This window comes from Kineococcus aurantiacus, from assembly GCF_013409345.1.
GTDB lineage: Bacteria > Actinomycetota > Actinomycetes > Actinomycetales > Kineococcaceae > Kineococcus > Kineococcus aurantiacus.
Genome location: NZ_JACCBB010000001.1, coordinates 665322 through 678685, shown reverse-complemented (window position 1 = coordinate 678685; position 13364 = coordinate 665322). Strand labels below are relative to the sequence as shown.

At 75.5% G+C, this 13364-nt stretch carries 13 protein-coding genes; 9 read left to right on the top strand and 4 right to left on the bottom strand.

From position 1 onward, the window contains the following. The first annotated feature begins 11 nt into the window (after window positions 1-11). Complete coding sequence (locus BJ968_RS03255; protein WP_218884737.1) at window positions 12-695, top strand: GNAT family N-acetyltransferase; 684 nt, start codon at window positions 12-14, stop codon at window positions 693-695. On the opposite strand, the gene BJ968_RS03250 is transcribed toward BJ968_RS03255, so the two are convergent. Then, window positions 626-1807 carry a nicotinate-nucleotide--dimethylbenzimidazole phosphoribosyltransferase gene (locus BJ968_RS03250; protein ID WP_179749174.1) on the bottom strand — a complete coding sequence of 394 codons (1182 nt, stop codon included), beginning with the start codon at window positions 1805-1807 and terminating at the stop codon, window positions 626-628. The two genes, BJ968_RS03255 and BJ968_RS03250, sit on opposite strands and share 70 nt — an antisense overlap. 193 nt (window positions 1808-2000) lie before the next feature. On the opposite strand from BJ968_RS03250, the gene BJ968_RS03245 reads away from it, so the two are divergent. From BJ968_RS03245 to BJ968_RS03210, 8 genes are all read left to right on the top strand, one after another. Further along, window positions 2001-3257 (top strand): GAF domain-containing protein, encoded by a 1257-nt coding sequence (locus BJ968_RS03245; RefSeq protein WP_179749172.1) that lies wholly within the window; start codon window positions 2001-2003, stop codon window positions 3255-3257. Window positions 3258-3358: 101 nt separating this feature from the next. Then, complete coding sequence (adh, locus tag BJ968_RS03240) at window positions 3359-4882, top strand: aldehyde dehydrogenase (protein WP_179749170.1); 1524 nt, start codon at window positions 3359-3361, stop codon at window positions 4880-4882. A gap of 1 nt (window position 4883) precedes the next feature. After that, window positions 4884-5240 (top strand): DUF779 domain-containing protein, encoded by a 357-nt coding sequence (locus BJ968_RS03235; RefSeq protein ID WP_179749168.1) that lies wholly within the window; start codon window positions 4884-4886, stop codon window positions 5238-5240. A gap of 42 nt (window positions 5241-5282) precedes the next feature. Then, window positions 5283-6302 (top strand): Gfo/Idh/MocA family protein, encoded by a 1020-nt coding sequence (locus tag BJ968_RS26280; RefSeq protein ID WP_179756130.1) that lies wholly within the window; start codon window positions 5283-5285, stop codon window positions 6300-6302. A 167-nt stretch (window positions 6303-6469) separates the two neighbouring features. Next, a complete protein-coding gene (locus BJ968_RS03225) occupies window positions 6470-7777 on the top strand; it encodes an MFS transporter (protein ID WP_179749166.1) in 1308 nt (435 codons plus the stop codon). 35 nt (window positions 7778-7812) lie between these two features. Continuing rightward, window positions 7813-8892, top strand: a complete 1080-nt coding sequence (locus tag BJ968_RS03220; RefSeq protein WP_179756126.1) for a quinone-dependent dihydroorotate dehydrogenase — start codon at window positions 7813-7815, stop codon at window positions 8890-8892. A 163-nt stretch (window positions 8893-9055) separates the two neighbouring features. Continuing rightward, window positions 9056-10507: an MFS transporter gene (locus BJ968_RS03215; RefSeq protein ID WP_179756129.1), complete on the top strand. Its 1452-nt coding sequence runs from the start codon at window positions 9056-9058 to the stop codon at window positions 10505-10507. 13 nt (window positions 10508-10520) lie between these two features. After that, window positions 10521-10730 (top strand): hypothetical protein, encoded by a 210-nt coding sequence (locus BJ968_RS03210; protein ID WP_179749164.1) that lies wholly within the window; start codon window positions 10521-10523, stop codon window positions 10728-10730. 35 nt (window positions 10731-10765) lie between these two features. On the opposite strand, the gene BJ968_RS03205 is transcribed toward BJ968_RS03210, so the two are convergent. From BJ968_RS03205 to BJ968_RS03195, 3 genes are read right to left on the bottom strand one after another with little or no spacing between them, the layout of a single operon-like run. Beyond that, window positions 10766-11776, bottom strand: coding sequence for an aldo/keto reductase family protein (locus BJ968_RS03205; RefSeq protein WP_179749162.1), 1011 nt, complete (start codon window positions 11774-11776; stop codon window positions 10766-10768). A gap of 25 nt (window positions 11777-11801) precedes the next feature. After that, the gene (locus BJ968_RS03200; protein ID WP_179749160.1) at window positions 11802-12698 is read right to left on the bottom strand and encodes a COX15/CtaA family protein; all 897 of its coding nucleotides are present in this window, start codon (window positions 12696-12698) and stop codon (window positions 11802-11804) included. A gap of 8 nt (window positions 12699-12706) precedes the next feature. Continuing rightward, window positions 12707-13300 (bottom strand): DUF3043 domain-containing protein, encoded by a 594-nt coding sequence (locus BJ968_RS03195; RefSeq protein ID WP_179749158.1) that lies wholly within the window; start codon window positions 13298-13300, stop codon window positions 12707-12709. Window positions 13301-13364 lie beyond the last annotated feature (64 nt).

The following is a 13364-nucleotide window of genomic DNA, read 5'->3' as shown; positions in this document are numbered from 1 at the left end:
AACGTGGGGCCGTGGACGAGGGCTCGGGGAGCGGTCCCGGCGGCGCGCTGCGCCCCGGGGTGCGGTGGCGGCCCGCCGGACCCGCGGACGTGCCCGCGCTGCGGGAGGTCTGCCGCCTCACGGGCGACGCCGGCCGGGACGCCAGGGGGCGCACCGCCTTCCCCGACCTGCTCGGCGACGTGTACGCCGCGCCCTACGCCCACCACGAGGCCGCCTTCGCGACCGTCGTCGAGGACGACGGCGGGGTCGCCGGGTACGTGCTGGGGTGCCGCGACACCGCCGCCTTCGAGGCCTGGCGCGAGGAGCGCTGGTGGCCGCCGCTGCGCGCGGCGTACCCGCGGCCGGAGACGGCCGCCGGCGGTTTCGACGAGCCGTTCCTGCGGATCGTCCACACCGGGGTGCGGCCCGAACCGGTCTGGGCGACCCACCCCTCGCACCTGCACGTCGACCTCCTGCCCCGGCTCCAGGGCGCCGGGGTCGGCCGGGCCCTGATCGAGCGGGTCTGCGCCCAGCTCGCGGCGGCCGGTTCCCCCGGCGTGCACCTGGGGGTCTCGGCCCGCAACCCCGGCGCGGTCGCGTTCTACCGCCGCACCGGGTTCACCGAGCTGTCCCGGTCCGCCGACGGTCACACGTTCGGGCGGACGCTGTCCCCGGCCGGTCCCTCGACGGTGGCGGGCTCCCCGGTGGGGACCTGAGCGACGGGCTCGGGCTCGACCGCGGGCTCGGGTTCCACGGCGGGCTCGGGCTCCGGTTCGGGCAGCGGCGGCAGCTCCGCCTCGTCCGCCGCGGCGAGCGCCTGGGCGGCCCGCAGCACCCCCAGCGCGGTCAGGGCCCCCGTCCCGCCGCCGCGGCCCGCGCCGAGGTCCAGCAGCGGCCGCAGCCGCAGCCGGTCCGCGGCCAGCGCCTGGGACGGCTCGGCCGTCGCCGCGCCGACCTGCCACCACTTCTCCACCCCCGGGACCCCGCGGGAGGCGACCAGCGCGGCCGCCACGCCCACCGCGCCGTCCAGCAGCACCGGGGTCCGGCGGGCGGCCGCGCGCAGCAGGAACCCGACCGCGGCGGCCACGTCGGCGCTGCCGACCGCGGCCAGGACCGCCGTCGGGCGCGTGGCCAGCTTGCGCGCGCGCCGGACCGCGTCGCGCACGGCGGCGGTCTTGCGCATCCAGGCGTCGTCGTCGACGCCGCTGCCGCGGCCCACGACGTCGACCGCGCCCTTGCGCAGGCAGGCCGCGACGAGCGTGGCGGCGACCGTCGTCGCCCCCGCGCCGAGGTCGCCGAGGAGCAGCAGGTCGACGCCGGCGTCGACGGCGGCGTCGGCCACGGCCGCCCCGCCCCGGACCGCGGCCTCGACCTCCGCGTCGGTCAGGGCGTCCTCGACGGCGATGTCGCCCGAGGGGCGCAGCGCCGCGGCGACGACGGCGGGCGGGACGTCGACCGGCCCCTGCTCACCCCAGTCGACCCCCAGCGCGTGGACCTCCACGGGGACCCCGGCCTGCGCGGCCAGCGCCGCGTACGGGCCGCGGGAGGCGGCCAGGTCCCGCACGGCGCGCGCCGTCCAGCCCGGTCCCAGCCGCGAGACCCCGCGCGCGGCCACGCCGTGGTCGCCGGCGAAGACGACGAGCCGGACCCGGTCCAGGGGGGCGGCGACGTCGCGGTCCTGCGTGCCGGCCAGCCAGCGGGCGAGCTCGTCGGCGCGGGAGGGGGCCAGCAGGGGGGCGCTGCGGCGTTCCCGCGCCGCGGACGTGTGCGGCGAGTACAGGCCTTCGGCGATCTCGCGCAGGTTCAACGGCCGCGGGCCGTCGGTCATCGGGACTCCTCGGGTGGTGCACGGCTTGCTCGTCCACCGCATGCTCCCACCCCCGCGGGCGACGGCGGAGCCACCCGCGGGCGCGCGCCACCGGTCGCCGGCCGTGCGGGTCGGGGCTCTTGTGGACCGCTGCGGGCCCGCCTACGGTGCTGCCCACCGGGTCCGAGGGAGGTCCCGGCGGGGAGGTGCTCAGGTGGCCGCTGACCTGGCGCGCGCCCGGGAGCACTGGCTGGCGTCCACGGCGAGCGCGACCGTCGGGACGCCGCTGCCCGGGGCCCGCGAGCTCGTCTCCTCCTCCTGGTGGCGGGCCCGCCGCACGGGGCTGGACCCCGACCGGGTGCTGCCGCCCGTGCTGACCGACCCCGCCGACGTGCGCGCCCGCCGCGAGGCGCACCCCCTGGCCGCGGTGCTGCCCACCGCGCGCCGGCTGCTGCTGGCCGAACCCCTCGGCGTCCCCGTGCTGATGGCCGTCAGCGACGTCGACGGCACCCTGCTGTGGGTCGAGGGCGACCCGGGCCTGCGCCGCGCGGCCGAGCGCATGGCCTTCACCGAGGGGGCCCGCTGGAGCGAGGACGTCGCCGGGACCAACGCCCCCGGCACCGCGCTGGCGCTGGGGCGTCCCGTGCGGGTCCGGTCCGCGGAGCACTACGCGACCGCCGTGGCGGGCTGGAGCTGCTCGGCGGCCCCCGTGCGCGACCCGGCCACGGGGCGGGTCCTGGGGGTCCTGGACCTCACCGGCGGGGACGACCTGGGCCGCGAGCGGGCCCTGGAGCTGGTGCGCGCGGCCGTCGGCGCCGTCGAGGGCGAGCTGCGCGTCGCGGCCCTGCGGCACCGGCTGGCCCCCGGGGCGGCCGGCGCGCCCACCCGCGCGCGGCTGGCCGTGCTCGGTGCCGCTCCCCGCCTGGAGGTCGGCGCGGTCACCCGGCCGTTGTCGTTGCGGCACAGCGAGGTCCTGCTGCTGCTGCTGGGGGAGGGGGCGGCGGGGGGCCGGTCCGCGGCCCAGCTCGCCGCCGACCTGGACGAGCGCCACCTGGCGCCGGTCTCGGTGCGGGCCGAGGTGCACCGGCTGCGGGCCGTCCTGCGCGACCGGACCGGCGGGGCCGTCGACCTCTCGCCCGCGCCGTACCGGGTGGTGGGGGACCTGGGCTGCGACGTGCTGGAGGTGCGGGACGCGCTGCGCGCCGGCCGGGTCCGCGAGGCGGTGCGGGCCCTGGCCGGGGACGTGCTGCCCGGCTCGGACGCCCCCGGCGTCCGGGAACTGCGCGAGGACCTGCTCCTGACCCTGCGCACCGGGGTCCTGGAGGGGGAGGACGACCAGGCGCTGCTGGAGTACTCGCGCACCGCCGGCCGCGACGACGCCGTCGTCGCGCGCGACCTGGTGGCCCGCCTGGGGCCCGGCGACCCCGGCCGCGCCGAGGCCGTCGCCCGCTGGGAGCGGTTGCGCCGCTGACGCGTCCCCGGGGTGGGGTGCAACGCGGGTGCAACGGCGCGCGGCGCACCGTGGGGGCACGGCGACGGAGCAGTCGCCGGTCCCTTCCCGTGGAGGTCACCATGACGGTCTACGAGGCGCCCGGACGCCCCGGCAGCGTCGTCGAGTACGCCAGCCGCTACGACCACTGGATCGGGGGCGAGCGCGTCGCCCCCGCCGAGGGGCAGTACTTCGAGAACCCCAGCCCCGTCACCGGGCAGGTCTTCACCGAGGTCGCGCGCGGCACCGCCGCCGACGTCGAGCGGGCCCTGGACGCCGCCCACGCCGCCGCCCCCGCCTGGGGCCGCACCTCCGTCGCCGAGCGCGCCCTGGTCCTGAACCGGATCGCCGACCGGATCGAGGCCAACCTCGAGAAGCTCGCGGTCGCCGAGACGTGGGACAACGGCAAACCCGTCCGCGAGTGCCTCGCGGCCGACCTGCCCCTGGTCGTGGACCACCTGCGCTACTTCGCCGGGGTCGTGCGCGCCCAGGAGGGCGGCATCTCCCAGATCGACGACGACACCGTCGCCTACCACTTCCACGAACCCCTCGGCGTGGTCGGGCAGATCATCCCGTGGAACTTCCCCCTGCTCATGGCGGTCTGGAAGCTGGCCCCGGCGCTCGCGGCCGGCAACGCCGTCGTCCTCAAGCCCGCCGAGCAGACGCCGGCGTCGATCATGCTGCTGATGGACCTCATCGGCGACCTGCTGCCGCCGGGGGTGGTCAACGTCGTCAACGGCTTCGGCGCCGAGGCCGGCAAACCCCTGGCGAGCAACCCGCGCATCCGCAAGATCGCCTTCACCGGGGAGACCACGACGGGCCGGCTGATCATGCAGTACGCCAGCCAGAACCTCATCCCGGTGACGCTGGAACTGGGCGGCAAGAGCCCGAACATCTTCTTCGAGGACGTCGCCCGCGCCCGCGACGACTTCTACGACAAGGCCCTCGAGGGCTTCACGATGTTCGCCCTGAACCAGGGGGAGGTGTGCACCTGCCCCTCGCGCGCGCTCATCCAGGACCGCATCTACGACACGTTCCTGTCCGACGCGCTGGAGCGCACGAGGGCCGTGAAGCAGGGGAACCCGCTGGACACCGCGACGATGATCGGTGCGCAGGCCAGCAACGACCAGCTCGAGAAGATCCTGTCCTACATCGACATCGGCACCAAGGAGGGCGCCAGGCTGCTCACCGGCGGTGAGCGCGCCGACCTCGGCGGGGAGCTGTCGGGGGGGTACTACGTCACCCCCACGGTGTTCGAGGGCGACAACTCGATGCGCGTCTTCCAGGAGGAGATCTTCGGCCCGGTCGTCTCGGTCGCGCGGTTCGGGGACCCCGACGACGCCCTGAAGATCGCCAACGACACCCTCTACGGCCTGGGGGCCGGGGTGTGGTCGCGCGACATCCACCTGGCCTACCGCATGGGCCGCGGCATCCAGGCCGGCCGGGTCTGGACGAACAACTACCACGCCTACCCGGCCCACGCGGCGTTCGGCGGCTACAAGAGCTCGGGCATCGGCCGGGAGAACCACCGCATGATGCTCGACCACTACCAGCAGACGAAGAACCTCCTCGTCAGCTACTCGACCTCCAAGCTCGGGTTCTTCTGAGGTGCCCGTCGGTCTGACCCCGGCGGCTGCGGAGGAGCTCCGCAGCCTCCGGGCCCGGCACGGGGCGCTGATGTTCCACCAGTCCGGGGGGTGCTGCGACGGCAGCTCACCGATGTGCTTCCCCGACGGGGACTTCATCGTCTCCGACGCCGACGAGTTCCTGGGCGACGTGCGGGTCCCCGCGGCCGGGGACAGCGAGGCGTTCACCGTCGGGGTGTGGATGTCGAAGGAGCAGCACCGGGTGTGGGCGCACACCGAGCTGACCATCGACCTCGTCCCCGGCCGCGGGGCGGGGTTCTCCCTGGAGGCCCCCGACGGCGTCCGGTTCCTCGTCCGCTCGGACGTGTGCCGGACCTGAGCGGGTCCTCGGTAGCGTGGCGGCGTGAGCGCTCCGGAGCCCGTGACCTTCGCCCTCGTCGGCTACGGCGGGGGTGGCCGCTTCTTCCACGCCCCCGTCATCGAGGGGGCGCCGGGGGCCCGGCTGGGGTTCGTCGTCACGACCGACCCCGCCCGCGCCGCGCAGGCCCGGGCCGAGCACGACGGCGTCGAGGTGGTGCCGTCGCTGGCGCAGGCCGTGGCCGCCGGCGCGCAGGCCGTGGCGATCTCCACGCCGGCCGCGACCCACACGGCGCTGACGCAGGAGGCGATCGGGCTCGGGGTGCCCGTGGTGTGCGACAAGCCGTTCGCCCTGGACGCCCCTGCGGCGGCCGCGACGGTCCGGGCGGCCGAGGCCGCCGGGGTGCTGCTGTCGCCCTACCAGAACCGCCGCTGGGACTCGGACCTGCTGACGCTGCGGCGGGTCCTGGCCGACGGCGAGCTGGGGCAGGTGCGGCGCTTCGAGTCCGCCTTCGAGCGCTGGGCTCCGGGGGACCCGCCCGCGGCCGGCGGCGGCCTGCTGCGCGACTTCGGCGCGCACGTCGTGGACCAGGCGCTGCACCTGTTCGGGCCCGTGCGCTCGGTGGCGGCGCAGACGTGGGGCGGGGACGGCACCGAGACGGACCTGCGGGTCCAGCTCGAGCACGTCGGCGGGGTCCGCAGCGAGCTGTCGGGCTCGTGGAAGCAGGCCGTGCCGGCGCCGCGCTTCCGCATCACCGGGACGCGGGGCACGTTCGTGCTCGACTCCCCGATGGACGTCCAGGAGGAGGTCCTGCTCTCCGGGCGCACGCCCGCGACGGAGGGCGCGGCGTGGGGGACCGAGCCGCCCAGCCGCTGGGGCGCGCTCGCCCTCGGCGGGGACGCGGTGCGCCGCGTCCCCAGCGAGCAGGGGCGCTGGCCGGACTTCTACGCCGCCTTCGCGCGCGCCGTGCGCGGGCAGGGACCGGTCCCGGTGGACCCGTGGGACGCCTGGCGCACGTGCGCCGTCGTCGACGCGGCCCGGGTGGCGGCCCGCGACGGCGTCACCGTCCGTCTCGAGGACTGAGACGGTCGTCTCGCGAGCTGGACGGACGGCGGACCGGGCGTAGGATCCGGGACACGCACCCGGAGCGGCGACGGCGACCCCGGTGACCTCCACGGGTGTCGACCGCCCGGCCAGGAGGACCCCTGGAAGGTGTCCCCGCCCGCCGTCGTCCCGAAGGTCCTGCCACCATGGGCTCCGCACCCACCACCGCCTCCGCGCAGGCCGCTGCGCCCACCAACCCGATCCGCAGGGTCGCCGCCGCCAGCCTCATCGGCACCACGATCGAGTTCTACGACTTCTACGTCTACGCGACGGCGGCGGTCCTCGTCTTCGGGCCGCTGTTCTTCCCCTCCGGCAACGAGACCGCGCAGACGCTGGCCTCCCTGGCCACCTTCGCCATCGCCTTCGTCGCCCGCCCCATCGGCTCGATCGTCTTCGGCCACTTCGGCGACCGCGTCGGGCGCAAGACGACCCTCGTCGCCGCGCTGCTCGTCATGGGGATCTCCACCGTCCTCATCGGCGTCCTGCCCACCCACGCCACCGCCGGCAACCTCGCCCCGGTCCTGCTGTGCCTGCTGCGGTTCGGGCAGGGCTTCGGCCTCGGCGGGGAGTGGGGCGGCGCCGCCCTGCTGGCCACCGAGAACGCCCCGGCCCACCGGCGCGCGCTGTACGGCATGTTCCCCCAGCTGGGCGCGCCGTTCGGCTTCGTCCTCGCCAACGGCCTGTTCATCGTGCTGGCGACCACCATGAGCGAGGCGACGTTCACGTCGTGGGGCTGGCGCATCCCGTTCCTGCTCAGCTCCGTGCTCGTCGTCCTGGGGCTGTGGATCCGCCTGAGCCTGGCCGAGACCCCGATCTTCGCCAAGGCGCTGGCCGAGAAGAAGCAGGTCCGCGTGCCGGTCGCGGAGACCTTCCGCACCAGCTGGCGGACCGTCGTCCTCGGCGCGTTCTCCGTCATGCTGACCTACACGCTGTTCTACCTGACGACGACCTGGTCGCTCAGCTACGGCACCAAGGCGCTGGCGTACACGCGGCAGGACTTCCTGCTCATGCTCTGCTTCGCCGTGCTCTTCATGGCGGCCGCCACCCCGCTGTCGGGCTGGCTGTCCGACCGGTTCGGCCGTCGCCCCGTGCTGGCGACCGCCATGGCCGGCGGCGCCGTCGTCGGGCTGCTGACCGGCCCGCTGCTGGGGTCGGGCAGCACCGCGCTCGTCGTGCTGTGGCTGTGCGCGGGCCTGTTCTTCATGGGGCTGGTCTTCGGGCCGATCGGGGCGTACCTGCCCGAGCTGTTCCCCACCAACGTCCGCTACACCGGGGCCTCGCTGGCCTTCAACTCCGGCTCGATCCTCGGGGCCTCCCTGGCCCCGTACACGGCCGTCAAGCTGGCCGCCGCGCACGACGTCAGCTGGGTCGGCTACTACCTCGCCGGCACGGCCGTCGTCAGCCTCGTCGCGCTGGCCCTGCTGCGCGAGACCCGCACGTCGTCCATCGGCTGAGTCCGGTTAGGGTGCAGGGCGTGGCCGGTGGAAACGTGTACAAGACCCTCTACCGGCACGTCCTGACCCGCGTCGACGCCGAGGTCGCCCACCACTGGGCCTTCGCCGGCATGCGCCTGTCCAGCCGGGTGCCGGTCGCCCCGCGCCTGCTGCGCAAGGCGTTCGTCGCCGGCGACGAACGCCTGCGCACGCGGGTCCTGGGCATCGACTTCCCCACCCCCCTCGGCCTCGCCGCGGGGTTCGACAAGAACGCCACCGGCCTGGCGGCCCTGGGCAACTACGGCTTCGCCTGCGTCGAGGTCGGCACGGTGACCGCCCGCCCGCAGCCGGGCAACCCCAAGCCCCGGCTGCACCGGCTCGTCGCCGACCGCGCCGTCGTCAACCGCATGGGTTTCAACAACGACGGCGCCGAGGTCGTGGCGAAGCGGCTGCGGCAGTACCGGGCGGTCCCGCCCCGGCACCCCGTCGTCGTCGGGGTGAACATCGGCAAGAGCAAGGTCGTCGAGGAGGCCGACGCCGCCGAGGACTACGCCACGTCCGCGCGACTGCTGGCCCCCTACGCCGACTACCTCGTCGTCAACGTCTCCTCGCCCAACACCCCCGGCCTGCGCGACCTGCAGGCGGTCGAGAAGCTGCGGCCCGTGCTGACCGCCGTCCGCGAGGCCGCCGACGCCAGCGCGCACCGGCACGTCCCCCTCCTGGTCAAGATCGCCCCCGACCTGTCCGACGACGACGTCGACGCCGTCGCCGACCTCGCGGTCGACCTCGGGCTCGACGGGATCGTGGCGACCAACACCACGATCAGCCGCGACGGCCTGCGCTCGCCCGCGGCGCTCGTCGAGGCCGCCGGCGGCGGCGGGCTGTCCGGTGCGCCGCTGAAGGAACGGTCCCTGCAGGTCCTGCGCCGGTTGTCCGCGCGCACCCACGGCTCGCTCGTGCTCATCGGCGTCGGCGGCGTCGAGACCGCCGCCGACGTCGTCGAACGCCTCGAGGCCGGCGCCTCCCTCGTGCAGGCGTACACGGCGTTCATCTACGAGGGGCCGGGCTGGGCGCGCCGCGTGCTGGCCGAGCTCGCCGCCAGCCGCACCCGGCGGGAGAGCGACCGCTCGTCCTGAGTTGTGGGGACCGCCTCCCCGGGTGATGGTCGGACGGTTGCCCCGACGAACTCGCCCGAGGAGAGCTGTGACCGACACGGCCCGGCGTCCCACCGAAGACCCCACCGACGCACCGGACCGCAACCGGTGGCGCGCCCTCGGCGTCTGCCTCGCCGTGGGTTTCATGACCCTGCTCGACGTCTCGATCGTCAACGTGGCCCTGCCCTCCATCGAGGGCTCCCTGCGCGCCGGCTCCTCGCAGGTCCAGTGGATCGTGGCCGGGTACGCCCTGGCCTTCGGGCTCGTCCTCGTGCCCGCCGGGCGCATCGGGGACCTGTACTCGCGCCGGGCCATGTTCGTCGCCGGCCTCGCCGGCTTCGTCCTGACCAGCGCCGCCGCCGGGCTCGTCCAGTCGGCCACCGCGCTGGCCGTCGTCCGCCTCGCCCAGGGCATCACCGCCGGCCTGGTCAACCCGCAGGTGCTGGCGATCATCCAGCAGCTGTTCACCGGCGCCGAGCGCGGCCGGGCCTTCGGGGCGTTCGGCACGACCATCGGGCTGTCCACGGCCGTCGGGCCGCTGCTCGGCGGCGCCATCCTGGCCGTCTTCGGGGAGGAGGAGGGCTGGCGGGGCGTCTTCCTCGTCAACGTGCCCATCGGGCTCGTGCTCCTGCCGCTGGCCTGGCGCTGGCTGCCCCGGCCCGAGCGGGGCGCCCCGCGGGCACGCCTGCACCTCGACGTCGTCGGGCTCGTCCTGCTGGGGGCCGCGACCGTCCTGGGGATGCTGCCCTTCGTCCTGACGACCGGGCAGGGCGACTCGCCCGCGCGCTGGCTCCTCCTCGTCCCGGGCGCGCTGCTGCTCGTCGCCTTCGTGCTGTGGGAGCGGCGCGAGGGGCGCCACGGCCGCGAACCCGTCGTCGACGGGGAGCTGGTGCGCACCCCGTCGTTCAGCGTCGGCGCGCTCGTCGGCATCGCCTACTTCGCCGGGTTCACCGGGATCTTCCTCGTCGTGACCCTCTACCTGCAGTCCGGGCTGGGCTTCGCCCCGTGGCAGGCCGGGCTCGTGCAGACGCCGTTCGCGGTCCTGTCCGGCCTCTTCGCCCAGATCGGCGGCCGGCAGGTGTCCCGCCGGGGCCGCGGGGTCGTCGTCGTGGGACTGGTCGTCGTCGCCGTCGGGCTGGCCGCGGCCGACCTGGTGGCCGCCTCGGTGCAGGGCACGGCCGGTGCGATCGGGCTCTCGGCGTGCCTGGCCGTCGCGGGGGCCGGCAGCGGGCTGGTCATCTCCCCGAACCAGACCCTGGCCCTGGCCGACGTCCCGCCCCGGGTCGCCGGGGTCGCCGGCGGGGTCCTGCAGACCGGGCAGCGCGTCGGGTCGGCCGTCGGGGTCGCGGCGGCCACCGCGATCTTCTTCTCCACCGTCGCGGGGGCCGGGCTCAGCGGCCAGGCCCGCCAGGCCGGGGCCCGCGAGGTCCCGGCCGCGGTGCAGGAGGTCTTCGGGCAGGCCCTGTCGCACGGGCTGCGCGTCTCGCTCGGGCTCGTCCTGCTCGCCCTGGTGCTGGCCGTCGTCGACCAGCGCCGCCGGGTCGGGCACCAGCACGGCGCCCACGACGCGTCGGTCGCCAAGCACCGGGTGCAGTGAGTAGCGTCGGCGCGTGAGACCGACGCAGTGGACGTGGGAGTACGAGGACGCCGAGGGCCGCCCGGTCGAGGGGGACACGTCGGTGTTCCCGACGCAGGCCGACGCCGAGACGTGGATCGGGGAGTCCTGGCGCGGGCTGCGCGAGCGCGGCGTCGAGAACGCCCACCTGTGGGCCGACGGCGCGAAGGTCTACGGGCCGCTGTCCCTGCGCCCCGCGGACTGAGCCCGGTCCCCGCCGGAGGGGGACCGGGCGCCCGGTCAGGAGGGGCGTTCGGTGGGTGCGGTCGCCGCCGTGCGGGCGGGGTCGCGCTCGACGACGTCACCGAGCGCGGCGTCGATCCTCTGGAGCAGCTCCTCCGGGATCCTCACCCCGGACGCCTTGACGTTCTCGTGGACCTGCTCGGGCCGGGACGCGCCGATGATCGCCGAGGCGACGTTGTCGTTCTGCAGCACCCACGCGACGGCCAGCTGGGCCATCGACAGCTGCAGCTCGCCGGCGACCGACTTCAGCTGCTGGACCCGCGACAGCACGTCGTCGCGCATCCAGCGGCTGATCATCTGCTTGCCGCCCTTCTCGTCCGTGGCGCGGCTGCCCTCCGGCGGCGCGCTGCCGGGGGTGTACTTGCCCGTCAGCACGCCCTGGGCGACGGGGGAGAAGACGACCTGGGAGATCCCCAGCTCCCGCGAGGCCGGGACGACCTCGGGTTCGATGACCCGGTAGAGGGCGGAGTACTGCGGCTGGTTGGAGATCAGCTGGAACCCCAGGTCGCGCGCCAGCGCGTGGCCCTGCCGCAGCTGGTCGGCCGTCCACTCGCTGACGCCGATGTAGAGGGCCTTGCCCGCCCGCACCACGTCGGCGAACGCTTGCATCGTCTCCTCGACCGGGGTCGAGACGTCCCAGCGGTGCGCCTGGTAGACGTCGACGTGGTCGGTGCCGAGCCGGCGCAGCGACCCGTCGATGGACTCCAGGACGTGCTTGCGCGACAGCCCGGAGTCGTTGTGCCCCTTGGGGCCGGTCGGGAAGTAGACCTTGGTGAGGATCTCCAGGCTCTCGCGCCGCTGCCCCTTCAGCGCGGTGCCCAGGACCGTCTCGGCCGCGGTGTTGGCGTAGACGTCGGCGGTGTCGAACGTCGAGATCCCCGCGTCCAGCGCCGCGTGCACGCACGCGACCGCCGCCTCGTTCTCGACCTGCGAACCGTGGGTGAGCCAGTTGCCGTAGGTGATCTCAGAGATCTTCAGGCCGCTGCGCCCGAGGTGTCGGAACTCCATGGCGCCGAACCTAACGCCTGGCCCCTCAGACGGCGAGGGCCGCCGGGGCCGTGCGGTCGACGGTGGTGGTGCGGGCCGCGAGCAGGACCCGCGTCGCCCCGGCCGCGGTGAGGGCCGCCCCGCCCAGGTGCAGGACGACCGCCAGGCCCGGCAGCCCGTCGAGGCTCTGGTACACGCCGAGGGCGGCCTGCGCCACGAACAGGGCCAGCAGGACCGCCGCGCGGCGGTGCACCAGCCGGTCCCCGCTGCGGCGGGCGACGGCCACCACCACGGCGGACAGCACCAGCGCGCCGACGGCCGCGATCCCGTGCACGACGGTGACCAGCGTCCAGCTCACGGGGATGCGGTGGACCTCGGCGCCGTCGCCGGGGTGCGGGCCCGAGCCCGTGACGACCGTGCCCAGCACGACCACGACCGCCGTGACCAGGACCAGCCAGCGGGCCAGCCGGCGCGTCGCCCCCGCCGGGGCGGGGACCACCGCCCGGTGGGCGATGTCGAAGCTCACGGTCGTGGAGACCAGCAGGGCGATCGCGGCCAGGAAGTGGGCGGCGACGACGTAGGGGTTCAGCCCGGTCCACACCGTGATGCCGCCGACGACGGCGTTGAGCAGGACCCCCGCGAACTGGCCGCACGCCGACCACAGCAGCGCCCGGTGCCGGGGCCGCTGCAGCAGGCAGGCGACGATCACCGCGCCCACCGCCAGGACGATGACCGTGGTGAGCATCCGGTTGCCGAACTCGATCGCGCCGTGGACGCCGGTCGAGGCCGTCGCGGAGGTGAAGGAGTCGTCGGTGCAGCGCGGCCACGTCGGGCAGCCCAGGCCCGAGCCGGTGACGCGGACGATCCCGCCGGTGACGATGATGAGGATGCTGACGGCCAGGGCGACCGTGGTGGTCCAGCGGACGGCGCGGGAGTGCGTCACGGCTCGGCTCAGCTCGGGTGGGCGCCGCGGGCCACCATCGGGACCGGGCGGCGCATGCGGCGGATCTGCAGCGCGCGGGTGATGCCGTAGGAGACCAGCCCGCGCTCGGGCTCGGGGAACTTCGCGGCGACGGCGCGGCGGATCCGGCGGCCCAGCAGCACGCTGTCGACGACGACGACCGCGAGCATCGCGTAGATGAGGAGCGTGGTGCCCAGCAGCAGGACCTGCGACTTCAGCGGCGAGGCGACCATCGAGAGCACCAGCGAGACGCCGGCGATGATGAGGAAGTACTCGCCGACGTTGCGGCGGGCGTCGACGACGTCGCGCACGAACCGCTTCTGCGCCCCCCGGTCGCGGACCGGCAGGTAGCGCTCGTCGCCGGTCAGGAGCGCGGCCTGCATCTTGGCGCGCTCGGCGCGCTGGGCCTCCCGGCTCAGCTTCTGGGCGGCCTTGCGGTCGGCCGGGACCAGCGGCCGCGCGTTGCGGGCCTGGGCCTCGCTGCGCCGCGGCGTGGGGCGCCCCTTGCCGCCGACCTTCGTCAGCTCGACGGCGGGCGACTCCTGCGCGGCGGGGGCCGACTTCTCCTTCGAGCGTCCGAACACGAGATGAAGGGTACGTCACCGGCGGGGGCCCGCGGCCGGGTCCACCGCCGCGCCGGGTCCCTTG

What these genes read in the sequence shown, in the direction of transcription:
- BJ968_RS03250 (WP_179749174.1), bottom strand. Translation starts at nt 1,807, where the DNA reads ATGACCGACGGCCCGCGGCCGTTGAACCTGCGCGAGATCGCCGAAGGC.
- adh (WP_179749170.1), top strand. Translation starts at nt 3,359, where the DNA reads ATGACGGTCTACGAGGCGCCCGGACGCCCCGGCAGCGTCGTCGAGTAC.
- BJ968_RS03225 (WP_179749166.1), top strand. Translation starts at nt 6,470, where the DNA reads ATGGGCTCCGCACCCACCACCGCCTCCGCGCAGGCCGCTGCGCCCACC.
- BJ968_RS03215 (WP_179756129.1), top strand. Translation starts at nt 9,056, where the DNA reads ATGACCCTGCTCGACGTCTCGATCGTCAACGTGGCCCTGCCCTCCATC.
- BJ968_RS03205 (WP_179749162.1), bottom strand. Translation starts at nt 11,776, where the DNA reads ATGGAGTTCCGACACCTCGGGCGCAGCGGCCTGAAGATCTCTGAGATC.